This is a genomic window from Alkalihalobacillus sp. FSL W8-0930 (assembly GCA_037965595.1).
GTDB lineage: Bacteria > Bacillota > Bacilli > Bacillales > Bacillaceae_D > Alkalicoccobacillus.
Window position 1 is genome coordinate 2,892,181 of sequence record CP150183.1, and the last position, 23,897, is coordinate 2,916,077.

The 23,897-nt window shown below is 41.4% G+C and carries 26 protein-coding genes and 1 pseudogene; 9 read left to right on the forward strand and 18 right to left on the reverse strand.

What is annotated here, in order from left to right; genetic code table 11:
* Positions 1 to 137: 137 nt before the first annotated feature.
* Positions 138 to 857, reverse strand: coding sequence for a 3D domain-containing protein (locus NSQ54_15290; GenBank protein WYP25672.1), 720 nt, complete (start codon positions 855 to 857; stop codon positions 138 to 140).
* 72 nt (positions 858 to 929) lie between these two features.
* Complete coding sequence (locus NSQ54_15295) at positions 930 to 1,247, reverse strand: YuiB family protein (GenBank protein ID WYP25673.1); 318 nt, start codon at positions 1,245 to 1,247, stop codon at positions 930 to 932.
* A gap of 119 nt (positions 1,248 to 1,366) precedes the next feature.
* Here NSQ54_15295 and NSQ54_15300 point away from each other — a divergent pair, with 119 nt between their 5' ends.
* Complete coding sequence (locus tag NSQ54_15300) at positions 1,367 to 1,501, forward strand: hypothetical protein (GenBank protein ID WYP25674.1); 135 nt, start codon at positions 1,367 to 1,369, stop codon at positions 1,499 to 1,501.
* 13 nt (positions 1,502 to 1,514) lie between these two features.
* Here NSQ54_15300 and NSQ54_15305 read toward each other — a convergent pair whose 3' ends face one another.
* Positions 1,515 to 2,717 carry an NAD(P)/FAD-dependent oxidoreductase gene (locus NSQ54_15305; protein ID WYP25675.1) on the reverse strand — a complete coding sequence of 401 codons (1,203 nt, stop codon included), beginning with the start codon at positions 2,715 to 2,717 and terminating at the stop codon, positions 1,515 to 1,517.
* Between the two features lie 309 nt (positions 2,718 to 3,026).
* Between NSQ54_15305 and NSQ54_15310 the strand changes: the two genes are divergently transcribed.
* The gene (locus NSQ54_15310; GenBank protein WYP25676.1) at positions 3,027 to 4,019 is read left to right on the forward strand and encodes an NAD(P)/FAD-dependent oxidoreductase; all 993 of its coding nucleotides are present in this window, start codon (positions 3,027 to 3,029) and stop codon (positions 4,017 to 4,019) included.
* 57 nt (positions 4,020 to 4,076) lie between these two features.
* Here NSQ54_15310 and NSQ54_15315 read toward each other — a convergent pair whose 3' ends face one another.
* From NSQ54_15315 to NSQ54_15335, 5 genes are all read right to left on the reverse strand, one after another.
* Positions 4,077 to 5,198, reverse strand: coding sequence for a mannitol-1-phosphate 5-dehydrogenase (locus NSQ54_15315; protein ID WYP25677.1), 1,122 nt, complete (start codon positions 5,196 to 5,198; stop codon positions 4,077 to 4,079).
* A complete protein-coding gene (locus tag NSQ54_15320) occupies positions 5,198 to 5,635 on the reverse strand; it encodes a PTS sugar transporter subunit IIA (protein ID WYP25678.1) in 438 nt (145 codons plus the stop codon). Before NSQ54_15320 ends, NSQ54_15315 begins: the two co-directional genes overlap by 1 nt.
* Positions 5,632 to 7,731 carry a BglG family transcription antiterminator gene (locus NSQ54_15325; protein ID WYP25679.1) on the reverse strand — a complete coding sequence of 700 codons (2,100 nt, stop codon included), beginning with the start codon at positions 7,729 to 7,731 and terminating at the stop codon, positions 5,632 to 5,634. The genes NSQ54_15320 and NSQ54_15325 overlap by 4 nt, the downstream gene beginning before the upstream one ends.
* A 27-nt stretch (positions 7,732 to 7,758) precedes the next feature.
* Positions 7,759 to 9,531 (reverse strand): PTS mannitol-specific transporter subunit IIBC, encoded by a 1,773-nt coding sequence (locus NSQ54_15330; protein ID WYP25680.1) that lies wholly within the window; start codon positions 9,529 to 9,531, stop codon positions 7,759 to 7,761.
* A 245-nt stretch (positions 9,532 to 9,776) separates the two neighbouring features.
* Entirely contained in the window at positions 9,777 to 10,130 is a 354-nt protein-coding gene (locus NSQ54_15335) for an iron-sulfur cluster assembly accessory protein (GenBank protein WYP25681.1), read from the reverse strand.
* Between the two features lie 510 nt (positions 10,131 to 10,640).
* Here NSQ54_15335 and mqnE point away from each other — a divergent pair.
* The gene (mqnE, locus tag NSQ54_15340) at positions 10,641 to 11,735 is read left to right on the forward strand and encodes an aminofutalosine synthase MqnE (protein WYP25682.1); all 1,095 of its coding nucleotides are present in this window, start codon (positions 10,641 to 10,643) and stop codon (positions 11,733 to 11,735) included.
* Positions 11,736 to 11,774: 39 nt separating this feature from the next.
* On the opposite strand, the gene dapF is transcribed toward mqnE, so the two are convergent.
* From dapF to NSQ54_15355, 3 genes are read right to left on the reverse strand one after another with little or no spacing between them, the layout of a single operon-like run.
* Positions 11,775 to 12,626, reverse strand: coding sequence for a diaminopimelate epimerase (gene dapF, locus NSQ54_15345; GenBank protein WYP25683.1), 852 nt, complete (start codon positions 12,624 to 12,626; stop codon positions 11,775 to 11,777).
* Complete coding sequence (locus tag NSQ54_15350; GenBank protein ID WYP25684.1) at positions 12,623 to 12,874, reverse strand: hypothetical protein; 252 nt, start codon at positions 12,872 to 12,874, stop codon at positions 12,623 to 12,625. The genes dapF and NSQ54_15350 overlap by 4 nt, the downstream gene beginning before the upstream one ends.
* A gap of 58 nt (positions 12,875 to 12,932) precedes the next feature.
* Positions 12,933 to 13,169, reverse strand: a complete 237-nt coding sequence (locus NSQ54_15355; GenBank protein ID WYP25685.1) for a YuzB family protein — start codon at positions 13,167 to 13,169, stop codon at positions 12,933 to 12,935.
* A 147-nt stretch (positions 13,170 to 13,316) separates the two neighbouring features.
* On the opposite strand from NSQ54_15355, the pseudogene NSQ54_15360 reads away from it, so the two are divergent.
* The 4 genes and pseudogenes from NSQ54_15360 to NSQ54_15375 all read left to right on the forward strand — a co-directional run bounded on the left by NSQ54_15360 (position 13,317) and on the right by NSQ54_15375 (position 16,405).
* Positions 13,317 to 13,427: pseudogene (locus tag NSQ54_15360) on the forward strand (TetR family transcriptional regulator).
* 459 nt (positions 13,428 to 13,886) lie between these two features.
* Positions 13,887 to 14,954 (forward strand): NAD(P)/FAD-dependent oxidoreductase, encoded by a 1,068-nt coding sequence (locus NSQ54_15365; protein WYP28574.1) that lies wholly within the window; start codon positions 13,887 to 13,889, stop codon positions 14,952 to 14,954.
* Positions 14,955 to 15,215: 261 nt separating this feature from the next.
* Positions 15,216 to 15,506, forward strand: coding sequence for a transposase (locus tag NSQ54_15370; GenBank protein WYP25686.1), 291 nt, complete (start codon positions 15,216 to 15,218; stop codon positions 15,504 to 15,506).
* 11 nt (positions 15,507 to 15,517) lie between these two features.
* Complete coding sequence (locus tag NSQ54_15375) at positions 15,518 to 16,405, forward strand: IS3 family transposase (GenBank protein WYP25687.1); 888 nt, start codon at positions 15,518 to 15,520, stop codon at positions 16,403 to 16,405.
* Positions 16,406 to 16,971: 566 nt separating this feature from the next.
* Here the strand turns inward: NSQ54_15375 and NSQ54_15380 are convergent.
* Positions 16,972 to 17,286: a YuzD family protein gene (locus tag NSQ54_15380; protein WYP25688.1), complete on the reverse strand. Its 315-nt coding sequence runs from the start codon at positions 17,284 to 17,286 to the stop codon at positions 16,972 to 16,974.
* A 158-nt stretch (positions 17,287 to 17,444) separates the two neighbouring features.
* Between NSQ54_15380 and NSQ54_15385 the strand changes: the two genes are divergently transcribed.
* Positions 17,445 to 17,684 carry a NifU family protein gene (locus NSQ54_15385; GenBank protein WYP25689.1) on the forward strand — a complete coding sequence of 80 codons (240 nt, stop codon included), beginning with the start codon at positions 17,445 to 17,447 and terminating at the stop codon, positions 17,682 to 17,684.
* Between the two features lie 38 nt (positions 17,685 to 17,722).
* On the opposite strand, the gene NSQ54_15390 is transcribed toward NSQ54_15385, so the two are convergent.
* The 5 genes from NSQ54_15390 to yutH form a co-directional block, all read right to left on the reverse strand.
* Positions 17,723 to 17,953 carry a transcriptional regulator SplA domain-containing protein gene (locus tag NSQ54_15390; GenBank protein WYP25690.1) on the reverse strand — a complete coding sequence of 77 codons (231 nt, stop codon included), beginning with the start codon at positions 17,951 to 17,953 and terminating at the stop codon, positions 17,723 to 17,725.
* A gap of 73 nt (positions 17,954 to 18,026) precedes the next feature.
* On the reverse strand, positions 18,027 to 18,932 hold the full coding sequence (thrB, locus tag NSQ54_15395; GenBank protein WYP25691.1) for a homoserine kinase: 906 nt from the start codon (positions 18,930 to 18,932) through the stop codon (positions 18,027 to 18,029).
* A complete protein-coding gene (gene thrC / locus NSQ54_15400; GenBank protein WYP25692.1) occupies positions 18,932 to 19,996 on the reverse strand; it encodes a threonine synthase in 1,065 nt (354 codons plus the stop codon). Before thrC ends, thrB begins: the two co-directional genes overlap by 1 nt.
* Before the next feature lie 3 nt (positions 19,997 to 19,999).
* Positions 20,000 to 21,295, reverse strand: coding sequence for a homoserine dehydrogenase (locus NSQ54_15405; GenBank protein ID WYP25693.1), 1,296 nt, complete (start codon positions 21,293 to 21,295; stop codon positions 20,000 to 20,002).
* 168 nt (positions 21,296 to 21,463) lie between these two features.
* The gene (yutH, locus tag NSQ54_15410; protein WYP25694.1) at positions 21,464 to 22,498 is read right to left on the reverse strand and encodes a spore coat putative kinase YutH; all 1,035 of its coding nucleotides are present in this window, start codon (positions 22,496 to 22,498) and stop codon (positions 21,464 to 21,466) included.
* A 116-nt stretch (positions 22,499 to 22,614) separates the two neighbouring features.
* Between yutH and NSQ54_15415 the strand changes: the two genes are divergently transcribed.
* Positions 22,615 to 23,151, forward strand: a complete 537-nt coding sequence (locus NSQ54_15415; GenBank protein ID WYP25695.1) for a phosphatidylglycerophosphatase A — start codon at positions 22,615 to 22,617, stop codon at positions 23,149 to 23,151.
* Here NSQ54_15415 and NSQ54_15420 read toward each other — a convergent pair.
* Positions 23,114 to 23,878, reverse strand: coding sequence for a TIGR01457 family HAD-type hydrolase (locus NSQ54_15420; protein WYP25696.1), 765 nt, complete (start codon positions 23,876 to 23,878; stop codon positions 23,114 to 23,116). The two genes, NSQ54_15415 and NSQ54_15420, sit on opposite strands and share 38 nt — an antisense overlap.
* Positions 23,879 to 23,897 lie beyond the last annotated feature (19 nt).

Here is a 23,897-nt window from a genome sequence, read left to right on the forward strand (position 1 = left end):
CACTCATTCCAATGAATAAAGCAGATGATTCATTCGCAGAATCATTTGCTTTTGGTGTCTATAACTAAAAAACTGCCTTTGTCATCAACTAGATGACAAAGGCAGTTTTAAGACGTAATAAGCTAGTCTCTATTTTATTATGGATCAATTTGTTCCCTGAATACCTGTACCGCTTCATCCTCATTCATCGCGTCGAGCTCTTCTTGACTTAACGAGCCTGAGCCCTCTTCAACAATAAAGACATCAAGATCTTTTTTGCCCCATCGCTCGTACACATCATCCACCGTTTGGTAATACAGATCAATTTTGTTTCCTTTGATCGCAGAGCCCGTGTCTGCTACCACACCATATCCATATCCCGGAATATATAAAACGGTTCCTATTGGAAAAACGGATGTATCTGCAGCAATGGTTGAAAAAACATCTCGCGTGACGGGTACACCTGAATATGTAATACCGTACGCTGTATCACCAGGAACTTTACCTGTTGATTCGTACCCTGCTGTATAGCCAGTTGCTTCAACGTGATGCGTTGGATACTTAGACCAATCTTCTGATTCATCAAGATCCTTCTCGCCCTGCACGTGTGCCTCTACCCTCTCTGATAGCGTTGCATGTGCAGTCTCATAGCGAGGGATTGTCTTCTCTTGTAAAAACACCTGTTTGTGTTGATACTCACTTGCTTTGTGGGTTACGTCTTTCGCCTTCATAACCTCTGATTGAAACCACGTGTTCACCTGACTCGCTTCTACTCCTGATACAGTTGTGAAGGTTGCCCATATGGCACAAACGAGCATAATGCTCATCACGATTCGAATGGTATTCATTCCTGTATGACGCCGTTTTGGCCTATTCAAGAATATTCACTCCTCTCACAAAACAGCTTCTCCAAAATATAGAAGAAGTATTCATGAGAGAGAGTGGAGCCATTAGAACATTTGGTAGCCTCTAACACGTAACATTTTAATCACAATACCAGCTACAATGGAACCAACCATTCCAAACGTTAAGACGAGATGGTCGACTACTTTTAAGTTAATTAACGCACTTCCTAAGTTTTGTAGCTCAAGAATCGGTTGTGTTAAGTAACTTCCAAACGGACTTTGATTGACAATAATAAGAACAACGAGTGGATAGATAAACGCCATCAACCACGTTGAACGAAGCAACATATTTAACAAGAAACCGATTCCAAAAAACATGACTAAAAAGATCAGCATAGAAATTACTAGCTGGGGTATATTCATTCATTCCTCACTCCTTGTCTGCTTCTATAGTTTACATAAATGAATGAAACACCGTCAATCCAATGTTTAAAGAAACATTGAAAGAGGATGAGACATAACAATGATGTGGATAGCTAAAAATGAACATAGTACAATATCCGCTACAGGAGAATCCTTCGCTTGTTTTAATAAAATCACGAATGGCGAATGATTCGATTGTAGAATCACTCGCCATTTTCGTGTTGATCTTTAGTTATGTCCCAGGCTCTCATTAAACATAATTACTTATTAAAATGGCTTCTTCCCTTTTTTAAGGGTAAGGCCCACTCCACCTAGCATAAACAGGTAGCGGTTATCAATCATTTTTTTCATGAAGTTAGCTGTTCCGCCGTATAACTTACGGGAGCCTACTGCACCAATTGCTTCTTTTCCTCCAAGTGATGCAACCGTTCCTTTAATGTCCGGCTTAAAGGTTTTAAGTTGTCCACCACCATTTACTAATGATTGAAGATTACTTGCACATACTTCAGCCATCTGCATTGCAATTTGAGCAGTTGGTGGATACGGACGATTGATCTCTTCATTAATGATTAGTGCACAGTCACCAATAATAAAGATATTATCATGCCCTGGTGCACGAAGATCAGGTTCAACTTTAATACGCCCACGCATGTTGTCAAAACCAGAGCGTTCAATGATTGAGCTTCCACGAACTCCTGTAGCCCAAACTACTGTAGATGCTTTAATCTCTTCGCCTTCACCAACAACCACTCCAGAAGCTGTAACTTCCTTGATAGGTGTATTGATTTTGAATTCAACTCCACGGCTTTCAAGTAAATTCATTGCATATTCAACGAGTTCAGGATCAAATCCTGGAAGAGCTGTTGGAGCGGCTTCTACAACATACAGCTTCACTTTATCACGCGCAATATCATATTGTTTACAAAGCTCAGGTACACGTTCAGATAACTCTCCAATAAACTCAATGCCTGTGAATCCAGCTCCCGCTACAACAAACGTTAAGAGACCTTCTTCTTTTTCCGCTTGATTGTTGTATTTTGCAAAACAGTTATCAATGTGATCTTTAATTTGTCTTGCACCGTTCACTGTCCACTTACTATAAGCATGTTCCTTTACGCCAGGAACACCAAACGTTTCTGCTTCTGCACCGAGTCCTACTACAAGGTAGTCATAGTCTAACTCGCCATCCTTTAAAAGAACTTTTTTGTCTTCAGTTTTAATTTCAACCACTTCGTCTTGTACAAAGTTCACTTTGCGGAAGTCTACTACACTATTGATTGGCATTCTTGTTCGCTCCGGCTGCATCGTTCCAGCTGCAGGTTCATGTAACCAAGTTGTTTGATAGTGGTAGTCATGCTTGTTTACTAGTGTAATTTTTGCTTCATTGTCTCCCATTTTTTTTTGGAGTCTTGTTGCAGTAATCATTCCACCGTACCCAGCACCAAGAATAACAATATGTGGCTTATTCACAGTATCACGTCCATTGATATATTTTTTGTCAGTCTAAACTTTGTGATCCATTTCACGAACTTGTATACAGACATACTTTCGTCTAAAAATAGACACAAATTATCTACATCCTATGATATGTGTTTTCTCTAGACTTTTCAACATTTTTCGTGCGATTTATGAAAGATCTTCTGACATTCGAATGCCCTCTTTCTTATCGTATAAAAAAGATGATTAAAATATGAATGAAAAAGATTCTCATTCTTTGTTTTTCCTAGGAAGTAAAGCTATAATGGGTAAGGCAGATATTAATTCGGAGGTGTCCATAGTATGTCAGAGCAAGAAGAGTTATATGACATTACCATTATCGGAGGAGGGCCAACTGGTTTATTCGCTGCCTTTTACGCGGGAATGCGAAAAGCAAAGGTGAAAATCATAGAAAGCATGCCACAGCTCGGCGGACAGCTTTCAGCTCTTTATCCTGAAAAATATATATACGACGTAGCAGGGTTTCCTAAGGTAAAGGCTCAGGATCTTGTGGAACAGTTAACCATTCAGGCGCAGCAATTTAACCCTGATATTGTTCTTGAACAAGCTGTTAAACATCTTACGAAACAGGAAGATGAGACTTTTATCATTGAAACAGATAAAGAAACTCATTATTCTAAAGCGATAATCATTACTGCTGGTGCTGGTGCATTCCAACCCCGTCGCCTTCAATTAGAAGGAGCAGAAGCGTACGAATCGACTAATCTTCATTACTTCATTAAAGACCTTAACGCATTTGCAGGCAAACGAGTGGTTGTGTTAGGTGGAGGAGATTCCGCGCTTGACTGGTCACTTATGCTTGAGCCACTTGCTAAGGAAGTGACGATCGTGCACCGTCGAGATAAATTCCGTGCTCATGAGCATAGCGTACAGCTCCTTGAAGAGTCGAAAGTGAATGTGATGACTCCATATGAGATTACTGGATTAAACGGTGAGAATGGAGTCATTACGCAGGTAGAATTAAGTGAGGTAAAAGGTGAAGATAAACAAACCATTGATGTTGACGCACTAATCGTAAACTACGGATTCGTTTCCTCACTAGGACCAATCAAAGAATGGGGTCTTGAAATTGAAAAGAACTCCATCGTTGTGAATTCCAAGATGGAAACAAATATCAAAGGTATCTACGGAGCTGGAGACATTTGTACGTATGATGGCAAAGTCAAATTAATTGCTACTGGTTTTGGTGAAGCACCTACAGCCGTTAATAATGCGAAAGCATATATTGATCCAAAAGCCCGTCTACATCCGGGACATAGTACAAGTTTATTTTAAGTAGTATTTAACATTAAAAGCCTGACGCGTTGATAGATCAACGCGTCAGGCTTTTCTTTATAGTAATGCTTTAATTAATGGGTGATTTTCCTCAAGACCTGTAACTTGTAATAACGTTTCTTTTTTGCCTTTTTCTTTTAAGAGCTTTTGAAGCTCCTGGCTTTCTGAGTCATCAGCGACATCAAAATGTAAGGCTGCCTTTATTGCCTCGATTAGAGTGGTTGGCATGTCACCTTGCTCTATTAGCATTCTAGCTGGCTTCACTAAACGATCGTTAAATCCTAATTTTCGAATCGGTCCTCTACCTACTCGCACAATATCATCGGACAAGTACGGATTCTCAAAACGATTAATAATTTTTAAGATGTACGCTTCATGCTCTGATTGATCAAACCCGTATTCATTAACAAGCACCAGCTTTGTTTCATTTAATCCATCAACCACTTTTTGCTTAACCTCTTTATCATCCATTGCTTCTTTAATCGTCGTAAGACCTTTCTGATAGCCAAAGTAAGCGGCTAATGCGTGCCCTGTATTTACTGTGAATAATTTGCGCTCAATGAACGGAATTAAATCATCAACATATGTTACTCCTTCAATTGAGGCATTATGGCCTTTAAGGGTTGTCTTTTCAACCACCCATTCAAAAAATGGCTCAACTGAAACAGCCAATAAATCTTCATTTTTCTGATTCGGGACAATTCGATCAACTGCCGCATCAGCAAATCCCGTTTTTTCAAGAATTGTAGCCCACTCTGATTCAGATAATAGATCCTTTGTGTATTCCGCTAAAGTGGAGGTTGCGCGAATGGCATTTTCACATGCGATTACATCGACAGGACCCGCATCAGGAGAACGCTGCGTTAGACCCTTTGCGAGAACAGGTGCGATAAATTTCAAGATTGTTGGTCCAACTGCGGTTGTAATTAGATCAGCCGTTGCAATTTCATCTAGTAAAGCGGCTTCGTCTTCATTACTGTTCAATCCACGAACACCTGTAATATGCTCCTTGCCACCTTCCTCACTAGCAAGTGTAACCGTATATTCGTTACGTGCATTCAATTCATTAATAATAGCTTCATTTACATCGGCAAAAATGACTTCATAACCTGCTCTATTTAAAAGGGCGCCGATAAAACCGCGCCCAATATTTCCTGCTCCAAAATGAACAGCCTTCATTATTCATTCACCTCTGAGAAAAACGACAATACTTCTTCAGAAGACTTAGACTCTAACAGCTTCTCAACATTTTCTTCTTCAGAACATGCAATCGCAATTTTAGAAAGAATGTCTAAGTGCTCATTTCCTTTACCAGCAATACCAATGACAATGCGAACGTCATTGCCATCCCAGTCAATTGGATTGTTATATAAAAGAATTGAAATTCCAGATTCCTTTACTTCTCCTTTAGCCTCTTCTGTTCCATGAGGGATTGCAAGCATGTTCCCCATAAATGTAGAAGTTAACTCTTCACGTTCGTGCATTTTTGCTACGTACTCACTCGTTACGTATCCACGATCAGCCAGAAGTGTACCTGCTTCCTCAATTGCTTCCTCTTTCGTTTTTGCTTGTGCGCCTACTACAATATTGTCTTGTTTCAGAATTGAATTTGTCATGGTTTAAGCACTCCTTTTTGTACTAGCTTTTGTATATATTCAAAACAATGTTGACTAAGCAGCTTCTTAATCTCCCCCGCATCTCCATTTTGCATCAATTGCATGTGCTCTTCACTTGAGATAAGCATCACACTTAAGCTACTAAGTAAATCAAGCAGCTGCTGATTTGCATGACTTGGGGCGAGCATTAAGATGACTCTTTTTACAACAATAGGCTTATCACCCATTGATGCAAGTGGCTCTTCTGCATCTAGTCGAATCATTGTAAAGACCGGCTTTAACACGTGCTCTGTTCGCGTATGAAATAACGCTAAATGTGTGTCAGGTATGCCAAGCCCACCCAACCGCTCCCTTTGCAGGAGAGCCTCAAAAACGGGTACTGCATCTGCAAGGCTTCCAGACTGCTCGAGCTCCGTACAAAGATGTGCAAGAGCTTCGTCCATTACTTTACCCGGATTCAATGAAAATGAATCTAAAATCTGCGTAATATCAGTACTTAACATCGCTAACTCTTCAAAAAAAGTAGCTGAGATCTGTTTCGTTTCCACTCGTTTTTGCTTAAGCGCAGAACGACTCACAATCGGTCGTTTTTGCCCGATGAGTTGAATTTGTTTTCGGATTTGTTCCGTTTCTTCCTTTGATAAGAATGGCTTCACTAAAAAATATGGTTCATTTTGTGGCAGGGGAATCGTTGAAATGATTAAATCATAAAATCGTGCTTCCTGTTTATTAAAATCAAATAAAGACACTTGATCAATCTGTTCGATTTCAGGAAATTCCTTCTCTAATCGACTGGCTAAAAGCTTGGAGGAGCCAATTCCGCTAGAGCAAATAACAATGGCTTTAAGCGGTGTATGCTGATTCTGACGTTCAATCGCTGACCCAAAATGCATTACCAGGAACCCAATCTCTTCTTCCGGTATGGATAAAGGATCAAATACGTTCTTAGATACATTCTTAACCGCTTCATAAAGGGATGCATCGTTTTGTTTAATCCGCTCAAGTAAAGGGTTATGAATTTTCATTCCATGATTCATTCGGTATAACGCCGGTTCTAGATGTGAGATGAGCCCTGGATATAAGGATTCATCGTCGAACACGACATTCAACTTACTTTCCATTTGTTTAATCATTCGATCCGCATAATAGGAAAGCTCCGCATACTCCTCGTTGTTAAAAAGATGATATTCACGTTGAATCTTTGCTCCACGTAGATGCATCACAATGTAACCAATTTCTTCTTCAGGAATCGTAATTGAAAATAGATTTTCCAATGAGTGAGCCAACTCGTTTGCTAAACGATACACATTTTCTTGTTGGAGGGCATGTAATTGATTCGCATCCATTTGCACGTTTTCACCCTGTTGAATTCGTTCAATGGCGAGAGCAAGGTGAACAATGAGACCAATATAAGACACATCAGCCATTTGTCCATTTGAGTGGGTACGAAGATCCTCAACAGCCGCTTGCACCAGTTGAATCTTTTTCATATCAACAATACCGAGCAAGCGATCTGAAATGGACTCAGATAGTGCATGATCACTAGACTCAGTCTGAAATGATTGATAAAAAGAGCTTTCACTTACGTTTTCAGTGATTAAACTACTTAAACTCCTTCGAATGTCAGTCTCTGATCCCCCTACTTCTACTCCATAGCCCCTGCGTCTGATTAATGTTAAATGAAATGAAGAGAGCCATTCTTCGACTTTCGTCAAATCATGGCTGACTGTTGCAACTGTTACATTCAGTTCATCGGCAAGCGTAAATAATTTGATTGGTTCCTGCTTTTCTAGAAGAGCAACAAGTAAAAGCAGCTGTCGTTCCTCAGGTGTATAATCACTTGGCTCCATAGAAGATAAATCAGCTTTTAATTGCTGAATGTTCTGATCATCACCAAGCAAATAAAAACCTTTTTTTGTTGTGTCTTTTTCTAACGAGAGTTTGTACTGATTTAAAATACCGCCGAGTCCCTTCAGATCACGTTGAACGGTTCTCGTACTTACATCGAGGAAGGCGGCTAGTTCATGCAGATCATGTGGACTTTTTTCATTAAACAAAAGCTTTAACAATTGCCTTTCTCTAGCCGGGATATACATGACTACTAGCCTCCTCTCTTTGCATTTTTATTTTAAGCGATCAATTAACTCATCATACTTAGGGCTATTCATAAAGTTTTCAACAGAGATATGCTCAGCATTAGGCTGCTTAGTCTTTGCTCGTTCTGTTAAATCCTTATGAGTGACAACGACATCCGCATCATCTGGAATGTTTGAAATGGACGTGTTTGAAACAGCCACATCAAGATTTGCTTTCTTTACTTTATTTTTAAGGATAGAAGCACCCATTGCACTTGATCCCATTCCTGCATCACATGCGAAGATGATCTTTTGAATATCCTCTTTTGCTTTTTGACCAGTACTCACTTCTGATGTCTCTGCTGTTTCACCATGACTATTCTTTAGCTCTTCAATGATTTCATTGTAGCGTGGACTATTCATGAAATTATCAACGGAAACGTGGATTGCGTCGCCTTTTTTAGTCTTTGCACGATCTGTTAAGTCTTTGTGAGTAATGACTAGATCTGCATCATCCGGTATGTTTGAGATTGACGTATTTGTTACTTCAGTATCAAGATTTGCTTTCTTCACTCGGTCACGCATGATCGAAGCACCCATCGCACTTGATCCCATTCCTGCATCACATGCAAAAACAATTTTGTTTACATGAGCGTAAGAGTTAGTATGTCCTTCTGTTGCTTCAGAAGCTGTTAGAGAAGAAGAAACACTGCTCTTTTTGCCTTTCATTGCTTCCATTTTTCCTGTTGCTTCGGCAATGTCGTCTTCGCCTTTGCGATCGAGTTTAAGAATTAGAGATGCGATAGCGAATGATACGGCTGTGGCTGCGAGTACACCTAGAAGAACGCTAAGTCTGTCACCAGGATATGCTAATGCGAAGATTGGGATAATACTACCTGGCGATGCAGGACTTACAAGACCTACATTTAACAAATCAAAAACGAATACACCCGTCATACCACCAAAAATGACAGCTAAGAACATAAGTGGTTTCATTAGAACATAAGGGAAATAGATTTCATGAATCCCTCCGAAGAAGTGAATCACACCAGCTCCGTAAGACGATGCTTTTGAAGCACCTTTACCAAAGATCATAAATGCGAGTAGTACACCAAAACCAGGACCTGGGTTAGCTTCAAGCAAGTAGAAAATTGACTTCCCGGTCTCTCTAACTTGTTCAATAGAGATTGGTGTGAGAATTCCATGGTTAATGGCATTATTTAAGAACATAACTTTAGCAGGTTCGATGAAGATACTTGCTAAAGGAAGTAAGTTACGCTCAATGATTGCTTGCGCTCCTAGTCCCATTACTGTTGTTAAACCTGAAACAAGTGGTGCAACAGCTAACGATCCGAAACATGCTAAAATTGCAGCTAAAATACCTGCTGAAAAGTTATTAACAAGCATTTCAAATCCTTGTCTTACTTTTCCATCAAGCGCTTGGTCAACCTTTTTAATTAAATACCCACCTAGTGGACCCATGATCATTGCTCCAATAAACATTGGAACATCTGTTGCAGCGATAACCCCCATTGCTGCGGTTGCACCAACAACCCCACCTCGGAAATCGTGAATCATTCGACCACCAGTAAAAGCTATTAGCAGTGGTAGAAGATAAGTGATCATTGGGCCTACCATTGTATTTAAAAATGAAATGGACTCGGCCTGCGAGCTGCCTTCACCATAATAGGAAATGACCCCTGCACTAATCGCAGTAATAATCCCCCATGCAATAAATGCACCGATATTCGGCATAATCATGCTACTAAGATTACTACCGAACTTTTGAACCTTTGAACGAATGCTGGTCTTTTCTGCCATCATTGTTCCTCCTTTTTCTATATAAAAATGAATAAATGCGATTCTTACATTTAGTTTAATCGCTTGAAAACGCTTCATTCAACCAATTGTTCACACAAATTCGTCACAATTAGGTGCGACAACATTTAATAAGTCATAAATTATGTACCTTTCATACGTTTCCCTATCATTCTTGAAACAAACATCAAAAAGACCATTTAACAACAAACTGTTAAATGGTCTCGATTTATATCATTACATATGAATTAGCAATCGCCTGGTGTTCCAGCATTTGTAGCTGTTCTGAATGATGTACCGCAACCACATGATGCAATGGCATTTGGATTATCAATAGTGAATCCTCCACCCATCATGTTTTGTTTATAATCAATAACCAAACCTTTAATGACCGGTGCGCTTTCTTCATCAACCAAAACGGACAATCCGTTAATTTCGAACTTTTGATCTTCAGGAGCCTGTTCATTATCAAAGCCCATGCCATAGGAAAGACCGCTACATCCGCCACCTTTTACGCCTACGCGTAGCATCAACGAATGGTCTTCTTCGGCTTTCATCATCTCTTTAATATGCCCAACCGCTGCATCTGTTAATGTAATCATGGTCATCCTCCTATCGTTTTCTCTTCATTTATTATAGTACGATAGATACACAATCTCAACCAACTGAACTCTTCTGGGCCATCTTGGTAAAATAACAGGTGTGCAACTTATCTAATTCTTGACTAAAATGGAGGACCTCGGGATGGTTAAGACCAAATTCTTCAGCTGCTTCAAGCATCTTTTGCCTCATACGTTCTATTCGTTCTTCAAACGAATCGCTCTGACAAACCCTACACAATATGATCCCCTCTTTTCATTAGGCCATTAAAGTGATAACGAATTACACCTATTCTACTAAAATATACCTATTAGTGCAATTTAATTTACAAAAAATCATGACTGAATCTAAACTTACCATTACTTAAAATTCACTCCATATAAGCACAAACCTTTAAATCATAGAACGTGGGTAGTATAATAGTTAGAGATTACACATTTTCATGTTTAGTATATAGATTGTAATCCAGCTGACAGCTATACCTGTCAACTAGAGAGCAGGAGATGAATTGGATGAGTATATTGTTAACTGATACAAAGCTTGAAGGTATCAAAGAGAAGGTCTTGCACGGCGAACGTTTAACAATTGAGGATGGTCTATATTTATATGAAACACCTGATCTACTTGGAGTCGCACAGCTTGCAAACCAAGTGAATCTAAAGAAAAACGGAGATAATGTCTACTTTATTCAAAACATGTACATTAATCCAACAAACGTATGTGAAGCTTCTTGTAGCTTCTGCGGATTTAAGCGTAAGCCTGGACAGGAAGGCGCTTATACAATGGATTCAGAAGCTCTTCTAAACTATGTTGGCGAACGTTGGAACGAAAACATTCGCGAGTTTCATATTGTTGGTGGGCATAATGTCGAGGTAGGATTTGAATACTATCTTGATACGATTCGCACATTGAAAAAGCATTATCCTTCCGCAACAGTTAAAGCTTACACTGGAGCTGAGATTGAATTCTTTTCTCGTATTTCTGGTCTTAGCATGAAGGGTGTGCTGGAGGAGTTAATCAAAGCAGGTCTTGATACACTTCCTGGTGGTGGAGCAGAGATCTTAACTGAAAACTACCGTGCGAAGATGAGCCCTGATAAAGCGTCTACCGATCAATGGCTTGAAGCCCATGAGATCGCACATTCGTTAGGATTACGTACACATGCAACGATGCTATATGGTTCGATTGAATCAACGGAAGAACGCTTGATTCATATGGATCGTGTTCGTCAATTGCAGGATCGTACTAATGGGTTTATGGTATTCATTCCACTCGCGATGCAGCCTCGTAGTGTGAAAGCAAGCTTAAAACGCAGAACATCTGCATTTGATGACATGCGCACACTTGCTATCAGCCGTCTAATGCTTGATAACTTTGATCATATCAAAGCATACTGGATCAACATTGGTGTTCAATTAACACAAATGGCGCTGACATTTGGTTCTAGTGATATTCACGGAACATTAATTGAAGAACGCATTTCCCACTCTGTTGGTGCATTGACTTCATCAGGTATTACGCGCGATGAATTAATCCACTTAATTAAGAGTGCGAACAAAACACCAATCGAGCGTGACACGTTCTATAATGTGATTAAGACTTACTAAGAGAAAAAGCGCAGTGGCTGACGGCCATTGCGCTTTCTTTTATTTTAAAATCCATTCGCCTTCAAAAATGGTTTCAGCTGCCCCATTCATTAAGACGTCTCCATTATCTAACCAGGTAATAAATAAATCTCCACCTAATAAGTGCACAGTTACTTGTTTATTTCGAGATGAGTGGCCGTTTAAGACAGAAGCGACAACTGCTGCACACGCTCCAGTTCCACATGCTTGCGTAATCCCTGTACCACGTTCCCAGACTCTGAAGTGAAGCTCATCTTCGTTTAATACTTGTACATACTCAACATTTACCCACTCCGGAAAACGCTCATGCTTTTCAAGTGATGGTCCTACCTGCATTAAGGGAATGGTATGAATGTCCTCTGTAAAAATAACGGCATGAGGATTTCCCATCGATACCGCTGTGACATCTACACTTAACTCGCCAAGATCAATCGTTTCACTAATCACTTGATCAACAGCCGCCCCAATCATTGGAATCTCAGATCGACTCAGTCTCGGTTTGCCCATATTTACCGTCACGGTTGGGACTTGATTGTTCTCATCTGGATGAACGGTTGCTTCAACCAGCCCACCTTTTGTTTCAATAGTAAATACCGTTTCGTCAACATACCCATGCTCATATGCAAACTTTGCCACACAACGTAACCCATTCCCACAGTTCATGGCTTCAGACCCATCATTGTTAAATACACGCATACTCACCTTTGCAACATCTGAGGGACCAATTAAAATCATGCCATCAGACCCAATGCCCCGGTTCTTATCAGCCAATTGAATGGCAAGCTTAGGCATTGCTTCTTCTTTAATAGACTCTTTGAACAAATCGATATAAATATAGCTGTTACCTAAACCATGCATTTTCGTAAATTTCATGATGTACGGTCCTCCCTAAGTGCTTGGTTTGTCCAAAGATAATCTTCATCTGCCTCAAGGATAATTAACCGTCCGTGACAGCAAGGTAAATTCAGTTGCTTTTTAATTCCTTCTTTTGCTTCTTCTAATTCTTTTACTTTCATATGTGTGAGCACTTGATCCTCTCCACAAAATGGACATTCGTGCAGATAAATATCCTGGTACTGCTTTTCATAGGGCCATGAATGAGAAAACGGAATAACTGGCATACTGTGACCTCCCGGTGGATTCGTAAAAAAACCTCTAGTATTCACTAGAAGTCGCAAGTTAGAACATTGGGTTCTCTTCAAGAAATACATATATATTTGTAACGAGCTCATCGGCTGTTTCACCGGAGACGTACTCGCCATTCACAAGAGCAAATGGCTCCATCGCACAGGCCCCACAATGACTTAAGCACCCGTAATCAACAATATCTAAATTAGGATCTTTTTCAAGCTGTTCCATCGCACTTTGTGAGACACTTGCTAAATTGCTGAAACAGAACTCTATGATTGGTCTCATGTCTTCACCTCAAATTTCTACCTATAGACTACCTTTTAAGAAAAAAGAAGTCAACGACAAGAAACTAATGTCGAAATCAACCTTGTTTTCTCAAGAAATGGTCGGTATAATTTAAAAATGACCGGGGTCATTTAAGGAGAGAATAAAGTGAAACAAGTTAAAAAGGTAGAAACCAAAGAGAAAATTGAAAACGCTGCAATTGCTCTTTTTAGAGAAAAAGGGTTTGATCGTACAACCGTTCAGGAGATTACATCAGCTGCCCATGTAGCAAAAGGAACCTTTTTTAACTACTTTCCGACAAAAGATTCCATAATGCACTCCCTTGCTAAAGAACGTTTAACAAGTGTGATGAAGCATATCCAACAATACCCTAGAAATCAATTACAGCTGTCAAACCGCATTCATTCCTATTTATATTTTATTCTTGATGAGTATGACCAACATCCTACGTTAACGATTCAAATGTGGAAATTTGTTGTGGACAATGAGGATCTACTCTTATCTCATTGGCGTGACATGCTTTTTGAAGCACTAAACAAGCAAGAGCTTATCCCTGGAACGGACATTGAGCTTTGGGCACATATTATCCACTCTCATGTATCGTACGGAATTCAATTGTATGCGAAAGAACCGACACGGATCCGATTATTAACCCGCGTAATGGCATTGGTCGAAGCAAGCTTATCTGCTGTTATGGCGAAAAGGAGTAAACCTCATATGGAAAAACTAGTTATACTTGGAGCTGGGTATGGCGGTATGCGTGTTATGCAACGCCTTCTGCCTAATGACCTGCCTGACCATGTTGAAATTACCTTGATTGACCGCTTGCCGTATCACTGCTTAAAAACAGAATACTATGCTCTTGCTGCAGGAACAGCTGCAGACCATCATCTGCGTGTAGCCTTTCCAGAAGACTCTCGCTTAAAAGTGAAATATGCAAATATCGAATCTGTTGAACTTGAGGATAAAACCATTGTTCTTGATAGCGGAGAATCCGTTCCATTTGATAAATTGATCATCGGTCTCGGATGCGAGGACAAGTACCACGGTGTTCCTGGCGCAAAGGAAAATGCCTATAGCATTCAAACAATGGAAGCCACTCGCAAAACCTATGAAGCCCTAAACAACGTCCGCCCTGAAGGCGTCGTATCCATTGTCGGAGGTGGATTGAGCGGAGTCGAGCTAGCCAGTGAGCTTCGTGAAAGCCGACCAGACCTTACAATTAAGCTTTTTGACCGCGGCGAAATGATCCTATCCTCCTTCCCTAAAAAGCTTAGTACCTACGTACAAGGCTGGTTCGAGGATCACGGGGTAGAGATCGTAAACAAATCAAACATCACCAAAGTAGAGCCAAATGCCATCTATAATCACGATGAACGAATTGATGTTGATGCCGTCATTTGGACAGCAGGAATTCAGCCTGTCAAAGTGGTTCGCGAATTGGACGTCGCTTTTGACTCCTCTGGACGTGTCGAACTAACACCACAACACTTCCTCCCTGGAAACGAAGACGTTTTCGTAGTAGGTGACTGTGCGAGCCTGCCTCATGCACCAAGTGCTCAACTCGCAGAAGGGCAGGCCGAGCAAATCGTTCAAATCCTAAAGGCTCAATGGAACAACGAAACCTTACCAGCAGAGCTACCAAAAATAAAATTAAAAGGAGTCCTTGGCTCCCTAGGCAAAAAGCACGGCTTCGGCCTAATGGGCGAACGCACATTGCTCGGACGAGTACCGCGCGTCCTTAAAAGTGGTGTGCTTTGGATGTACAAGTATCACTCCGGTTGATGATTGATATGAGTAGTAGACAGTGTCTACTACTCTTTTTTTGTGGAGATGGAGGTGAGTTAGTGCGCGGGCGGGGTTTCTTGGTTAGGTGCTGATGATTCTTCTTGCTGTGCTCCCGAACGTTCTTGGTATCCCACTCTAGCCTCTTGCTATCGGAGCTCGCTTCTTGGTAATTCTGCTTTCTTGAGGTTAGTCTAAAAAGTGGACACGTTAATTTGATTCTTTGTACACTAAATCTAATCTGACAAAGGACGTGTTCCGATGACGAAAAAGTATTCCCTTGATTATCGTGAGTATGTGGCGAAGTTAATCATCGAAGAAGGTAAAAAGGCGAGCGACATGGCGTATGAATTGGAAGTTCATGTGTCCTCCATCCACCGCTGGGTTCAAGATTATAAGAAGAAACAAGAAAAGCCAAATTCAGGTGATTATTTGACGCCGTCCGAAGTGGAAAAGTTAAAAAAGCATCATGAAAAGGAAATGCTCTCTCTTCGAGAGGAGAACGAGATCTTAAAAAAGGCCATGCACATCTTCACGCAAAAGCCCAAATAAAATTTCATTTCATGGATGCTCATCAAGATGAACATTCCATTGTGAAGATGTGTTCAGTCCTTCAAGTCTCGACCAGTGGATTCTACAAGTGGAAAGCCAAGCTACGTGGTGGGAAAACAGAGAGTGAAAAACGTAAAGCGAACTTAAAAAAGAAGATTAGTCAGTCGTTCCATGAGAGCTTGGCCACGTACGGAAGTCCTCGTGTCCATCAGGATTTAATCGAATGGGGCTATGTGATTTCGCAGAAAACGGTGGCGCGATATATGCAAGAAATGAAGGTCAGCGCAAAACCTAAAGCTAGATATGTCGTCACAACGGATTCTACGCACACTCTACATGTGTATCCCAATCTGCTGAAGCGAGTGTTTGAAGCTGCGTACCCAAATGCCATATGGGTAACAGATATTACGTATGTCCGGACTTTAGAGGGCTGGTTATACGTCGCATCCATTATGGACCTGTTTTCCCGAAAAATTGTGGGCTTGAATATGAGTAACTCTATGGGAAAAGACCTTGTGTTACACGCTCTTGAGCGTGCGATAGCGACTAGACGCCCCCCGGAGGGGCTTATCCATCACTCTGATCGAGGATCTCAATATTGTTCGAACGAGTACATTGAGGTACTGACTCAAGCGAAAGCCACCATAAGCATGAGCCGAAAAGGCGATCCTTATGACAATGCGTGTATTGAATCGTTTCACGCAACCATTAAAAGAGAACTTATTTATCGCTTTCGATTTCAAACAAGAAACGAGGCGATGAAATCTATTCATCATTATATTTATAGTCGATACAATGAAACGAGAAGGCATTCCACTTTGAACTATCAATCCCCGAACCAATTTGAGAGAACCTATGCCAAAAGGATTAATCATGACTCGCAAAAAACAATTAGTTAGACAAAAGTAAGTTATCCCCCGACTTTTAGATAAGATCTCATCTGTCGAGGTAGAGCCAGTAATGTAGGCTTTGAGAGAAATCACTCTTACTTTTTAGTGTCCACTTTCTTGACAGAAGACCATTCTTCCTTGATAAGAAGGGGCTTTTCTTGTTGTAGAGTCCTCTGCTCTTGCTATTTTCTGCGTTCCTCTTAGTAACGCTCTCTCCTTCTTGCTAAATTTTAAAAAGGTCTTGGTGTTCCTCTCAAAGTTCTTGCTATTACGCCGGTTCTTGCTTGGGTGCCGGTTATTCTTGCTGTGCTCCCGAACGTTCTTGGTATCCCACACTGGCCTCTTGCGACCGGAGCTCGCTTCTTGGTAACTCTGCTTTTCTCCTTGGTATCAGGGGGCTTTTCTTGTTGCCCAGTCCTCTGCTCTTGCTATTTTCTACGTTCCTCTTGGTAACGCTCCCTCCTTCTTTTTAAATGTTCAAAAGGTCTTAGTGTTCCTCCCAAAGTTCTTGCTAACACGCCCTATGCTCACAAACGTCCTTTCAATCCCCTCCTCCCACACAAAAAAGCCACGATCTACATCGCGGCTTCGACTTTGGCTGAGACTGATTTTAAATTGGGGTTTCCTTCTGCAATGACCTCACCGTTTAATACAAGGAGAGGGTAGAAGTATTCGTCGTTTAAGATCGCTTCTGAAAAGGATTGGTGCTCTTCGTTATCAGTGGGTTGTTCAATGTCTACGTAGTGAACGTCTAGGTCTGCATTCGGGAATTTGCGGTTGAGTGCGGCCTCTAGCCATTCTTTTGTTTCAATGGCGCTCGGTAAGTGTACGCAGCTTGCGCACTTTTGTACTGCTCCATATATCGTTAGTTGAATTCCGATCGTTCTCACTTCCTCTCCTATAAAGCGTACCGAATAATGTGAAAAGATTCAATTAAATAATTTCCACCATTTCACTTAGAATGAGAACTTTTCTCGAAAAAAACGTCAAGATCATGGATTTTTTCTGCTATGACGATTATAATAGGGTCAGAAAGGAGTGTTGACCCATGGAAACAAGTACTGATATGTTAGAAGAAGTACAAGAAGTATTGGAGAAGCTTCGTCCTTTTTTACTTCGTGACGGTGGAGATGTTGAGTTAGTAGGTATTGAAGACGGGATTGTTCGTGTTCGTCTACTAGGCGCTTGCGGTTCTTGCCCAAGTTCAACGATTACACTTAAGGCGGGTATCGAACGCGCGCTTCTTGAGGAAGTACCTGGAGTAAAAGAGCTAGAGCAAGTATTTTAATAAAGATGAAACGCCTGGTCTGAGGACCAGGCGTTTTTTTACATCATAAATTGGTCAAACATTTGCTCTGCTGCTTCGTAGCTTGCAAAGATGGCATCATCTTCTTCAATGGAATGGTAATAATCATATAGAAGCAATGATAAGACAGATGGATCCATTGGATCTCGTGCAATCGTCGCCTCCTGAATGGTTGCAACAGTTGGTGTGTGAGGGTTTCTATAAATGATATAGACAGATTGACCTTCATAAAGGTTATTAACGTTTAACAATCTCATCCACCTCCAGCCTATTTACGTTCAGCCGTAGTGTATGTGATGTTTCTGTCAATTATTCCTTTTTTGTCTAATTTTCTATGATTAGTTGAACGCCGTCCTTAGATGGCTTTAGTACATCGACTTCAATACCCTTAAATGCTTTTGTTAAAGTCTGAGCTACTTGGGCACCCATTCCTTCTTTTGTGATACAAAGAATGGTTGGACCCGCTCCGCTTAAGGCGGCTCCGTAGATATCCTCCTGGGTTTCGGCAAATGTAATGACCTCATCCATGAGTGGAATCAACTGTTTTCGGTAAGGTTGATGGTATAGATCACGAGCCATCATTTCACCAACAAGTTCCCAATCCCCTGTGAGTGCTGCGGCTGTTAGTACATTTCCAACACTACCTGCTTGAACAGCGTCCGAAAAGTTGAGTGCCGCTGGAAGTACGCCGCGAGCGGTTTTTGTGAGGACTTCTTCAGTTGGAATAAGAAATACTAAGTCAATTTCAGGTACTCCAGCTTGAACGACCCTGGTCCAGTCTTGATGATGGGTTCCAATAACTAAGCCACCATACAAAGAGGCTGCTACGTTATCAGGGTGGCCCTCCCAAAGGCTTGCAAAACGAGTTTTTTGCTCTGGTGTCACCTCTTCATCGGAGAAGTAACAAGCGAGCTCAATGCCAGCGACAATGGCCGCTGCACTGCTACCTAGTCCTCGTGCCAGCGGAATATTGCTAGTCATTTTTACATGACAAGGCGGAAGACTGCTGTTTAATTGTTCAGCCGTCTGCTTCGCTACTTTGCACACTAAATTATCTACACCCGTAGGAATTCCCTTTAAATCCTTTGAATCCGATGAGAAATTCCACTCGGCGGCACGTGTGACCTCAAGTTCAAGGTAACGACTAACAGCGAGCCCAATGGAATCAAAGCCTGGTCCCAGGTTAGCTGTGCTCCCTGGGACCTTTATTTGAAACGATTGTGTGCTCATTATTGAGTCACACCTTGTTTTAAATGAGCAAGGAATGCGTCTTTTTCATTCGGTAAAAGGGTAGGCTTTACTTTCACACTGTCGATGGCCGTTGCAGGGTCCTTAAGACCGTTTCCTGTTAATACACAAACAACTTTAGATCCTTGCTTAATTTCGCCGGAATCGATTTGTTTTTTCAGTCCTGCTAGTGAAGCGGCTGAGGCGGGTTCACAAAAGACACCTTCTTTTGTAGCAAGCGTCTGGTAGGCTTCAATGATTTCTTCATCTGTCACAAAATCAATTTTACCGTTTGATTCCTCTACTGCATTAACTGCTTTATCCCAGCTTGCTGGATTCCCAATCCGAATGGCTGTAGCAATGGTTTCCGGATCTTCAATTACTTCGTTACGAACGATCGCTGCTGCACCTTCTGCTTCAAAGCCTCTCATTTGTGGAAGTCCTGTTCCTTTTGCTTCGTGGTATTCTTTAAAGCCTTTCCAGTATGCTGTGATATTGCCTGCATTCCCAACTGGAATACATAACACATCTGGCGCTTGTCCGAGTGCATCACACACTTCAAAGGCTGCTGTTTTTTGCCCTTCAATGCGGTAAGGATTCACAGAGTTTACAAGGGTAATTGGCTCTACCTCACTGATTGAACGAACGATATCAAGCGCGTGATCAAAGTTTCCTTGAATTTCAAGAACTTCAGCCCCATACATAACAGCTTGAGCGAGCTTACCAAGCGCAATTTTGCCCTCTGGGATAACAACGATACAACGCAGTCCTGCACGAGCACCATATGCCGCTGCAGCAGCAGATGTATTACCGGTAGAAGCACAGATAATAGCTTTACTGCCCTCTTCTTTTGCTTTAGCTACTGCCATAACCATTCCTCTGTCTTTAAACGAGCCCGTTGGATTGGCACCCTCGTATTTTACGTGAATGTCTACTCCCCACTCTTTGGATAATCGCTCAAGTGGAACAAGCGGTGTATTTCCCTCTGACAATGAAAGTGCAGGAGTTTCCTCCGATACCTGTAAAAATTCTGCGTATTCTTTAATAAGACCATTCCATTTACTCATCTCTTAATTTCCCCCTTCAACGCAATAGCTACTTTCAACTGATTCGACAACCTCTACGTTCTTCAATCGTTCAATTAATCCATCAAATGTCTGCTTACTTGTTTTATGTGTAACAACAATAATTTCAGCTAGTTCTTCGCCTTCAACTGGTAACTGAAGAAGTTTTTCAAAGCTAACATCAAATTCAGCGAACAATGCTGTGATGGCCGAGAATGTCCCTGTCTGGTCTAATACTCTCAAGCGAATAAAGTATTGTGAGCCGATTTCACTTGCTTCTTTTAATTTCTTTTCGTTCATTGGAGCAAGTACACTCTTTCCGTTTACCCCAAGTCTCATGTTTTTCATCACAGTGACTAGATCGGATACCACTGCTGTTGCAGTTGGCAAGGAGCCAGCACCCGGTCCATAAAACATGGTTTCTCCTACTGCTTCACCGTGAATGTACACGGCGTTGTACTCATTGTGTACAGATGAAAGCGGGTGTTCGTTTGGTAAAAGTGTTGGACGCACACTGACATCAATCTTCCCGTCCGTTCGGTCAGCAATACCAATTAATTTCATTGTGTACCCTAGTCTTTCTGCATAGTGCAGATCAGTATCAGAAATATTACTTATTCCTTCTACAGACACATCGTTTAAACTGACAGGAGCTGAGAACCCAAGCGTAGCGAGGATCGCCATTTTTCTTGCGGCATCCAGCCCTTCAACATCTGATGTTGGATCACTCTCTGCAAATCCTAGATCCTGCGCTTGTTTTAATACGTCTTCATACGAACTACCTTCTGTACTCATTTTCGTTAATATATAGTTTGTTGTTCCATTCACAATACCCATTATCTTTTTTATACGATCAGCAGACAATCCGTCTGATAAACTACGTAGAATAGGAATTCCACCGGCTACACTGGCTTCATAATAAAGATCACATTGATTTTCAACCGCTGTTTTCAGTAACTGTGCACCATGGATCGCCATTAAATCCTTATTGGCTGTGACGACATGTTTTTTTTGTTTAAGTGCATCTAAGAGCCATTCCTTTGTTTGCTCGACTCCTCCAATCACTTCCACAACTATATCAATCTCTTGATCTTGAATGACATCGTAAGGATCTTCCGTTAAAAGCGAGTCCTGGATTAAGCTCTCGCGAAATTTCTGTTTGTCTCGAACGACAACCTTTTTAATTTCAACAGGACAGCCTACTTGATGCTGTAATTCCTTTTGGTGGCGAGTAATAATGGATGCCACCCCTGTTCCTACTGTTCCTAGACCAAGAAGCCCTACTTTTACTGACTCTGCCACATCTCCCACTCCCAACTATCTCTTCGAAAATACAAATGTTTATCTATAAAGGACATTATAGACCTGATCGTAGCGTAAAACAAGAACCTTCTGAAAGTTTACAAGAGATTAAAATCCACCTAAAAAAATAAAAACCGTTCCTAAAGGAATGGAAGCGGTTTTGAATCGTTATAACCAATCAACTCTCGGAAAACCAGTTGGCGTATTAGGCATCGGACGTACATCTGCAAATCGGTGAAGAAAAATCTCATTATCTTTCTCTTGTTCGATTAACTGTAAAAAGGTTTGACCAAGTTTTTGTTGATCGATTGGTATTTGACAGCGGTAATAATCCTCGACCAGTTCAAAATAATGAACGGGATATAACAACCGGGCAAACATGAGCCTCCAGCTTGTAGAAGAAAGTGATTGATATCTTTGGTATCCCTCTAGAAAGTCTGTTGCTTGAGACCACTGATTCGAGCGCGACAGCTGACTTCGTCGTCCTCTAAGCCACTCAGCAAGATCTCTCGCAGGATGATCAAATACAAAAGCCGTAGGGGGCTTGATCATGACTCCATTCCCTGCTAGTTGAATCCATGCTCGCTCTGAAAATCTCCTGTGGCAAAGCGTACCTTCTATTGTTTCGCTTCCTGCTCCGTCCAGTGTTGTATCTGTTACATATTGAATGGCATTTTCCGATAGGCCCATAAAGTATGGATAGGTTGTTAAAAAGGTTTCGTCCACAACGGTTCTTGGTCCCTGCATATACAATTCTTCATACCAGTTCTCAAGCTGCTCAAGTCTGGTTGTCCAGATGGCTCCCCATTGTCCAAACAGTTCCTGCTGTCTGACTCTCGGCTGAATTTGCCTTCCAAAATGATGCCAAGAAGCCAAGTGTTCTCCTATACCCCTCTCATCCGTTGGCAGAGGTTGGGCACGCACATGATTCGGCAATGGCAATTGGCAGAGATACATTTCTGAGCCTTCAATTAAGCTGACATTAGCTCCTTGCACGGTTTGAACTAATTCCGGAACAGATACATCTCCTGCCTCTCTCAGAAAAGAGATAAATGTGAGCATATCTGCTTCATTTGAAGCACTCTCATCTTTTGGGAACAAAATGTAGGGAACGCCTCCCGCTTCAAAGCATTCATACCCATCTAACTTAAATCGTTTTTCACTATACAACCGATAACTGTCGTAAATGTTCCGTTCAAACATCGTTTTCCTCCTCCAGAGGTTTTGTCATTATACATAGTCTATGACCCAGTTGGATAAAATGTGTGCAGAAATCCAACACTAGAAAACACAATGATGGATCGTAAGGAGAGGACGTTATGAGAACCGTTTGTTCACAAAAAGAATTGTCAGATAAGGCAAGAGATTGGCTTACATTTAGAGGAGTCACTATAGATGACATGGCTGAGCTTGTTCACTTTTTACAGAAGGCTTATCATCCGAACCTGTCAATGGAGCTATGCAAGGAAAATGTTGAACGTGTTCTATCAAAGCGAGAAGTTCAAAATGCAATCATTACAGGCATTCAGTTAGATATTTTAACGGAGAAAAAGCTGCTCGAAGCTCCCTTGCAAGGCATTCTAGAACGGGATGAAGGCTTATATGGAATTGACGAGGTGATCGCTTTATCCATTGTGAATGTGTACGGTTCCATCGGTTTTACAAACTATGGATATGTCGACAAGCTAAAGCCTGGCATTCTAAAAAAATTAAACGAGAAAAAAGAAGGCGTTTGTCACACCTTCTTAGATGATATTGTAGGAGCCATTGCAGCAGCTGCATCCAGTCGTCTTGCACATCGAATGGAGGAAGAACCTACTATTCAAATGTCCACTGAGAAAGAGCTTGAAGTGTAATCGTTGGTTTCACTGGCAAATGAGGCAGATCAGCTTCCGTTGTGACACCCGAGAGAACAAGCATTGTATCCATGCCCGCGTTCATTCCAGCCATAATGTCTGTACGGTAGTTATCACCAACCATCACTGTTTCATTTGCAGATGTCCCTAACAATCGAAGAGCTTGTGTGATGATGAGCGTTTCTGGCTTCCCAACAAACATCGGCTTCGTTCCTGATGCTGTTGCAATTGCTGCTACAATCGAACCATTACCCGGAACTAGCCCTTCCTCCGTTGGTAATGCATGATCTTGGTTTGTTGCAATAAATGTAGCTCCTTGCTGGATGAGTAGAGACGCTTGTTTAATTTTTTGATAGGTTACTTCACGATCTAACCCAACGACGACAAAATCAACGTTCTTATCTGCTTCAACAAGACCCTCATGATGGCATGCCTCTCGGAGCCCCGCTTCCCCAATTACGTACACACGAGCCTCTTGTTTCTGCTCCCGAATGTAAGAAGCCGTGGCCATAGCCGATGTGTACAGATGTTTGGGTGTTGCGGGAATGGCTAGTGAATGCAGGTGTGCAGCTGCCATTTCCGGAGTTTTTGTTGAATTATTCGTCACAAATAAATACGGAAGCTCTCTTCGTTTCAGCTCTTTTACAAAATCGATGGCTTCTGGAATCACTTCTCCTCCACGATACATCGTCCCATCCAAATCAATTAAATACCCTTTGTATGACATGACTCCATTCCTTTCATGA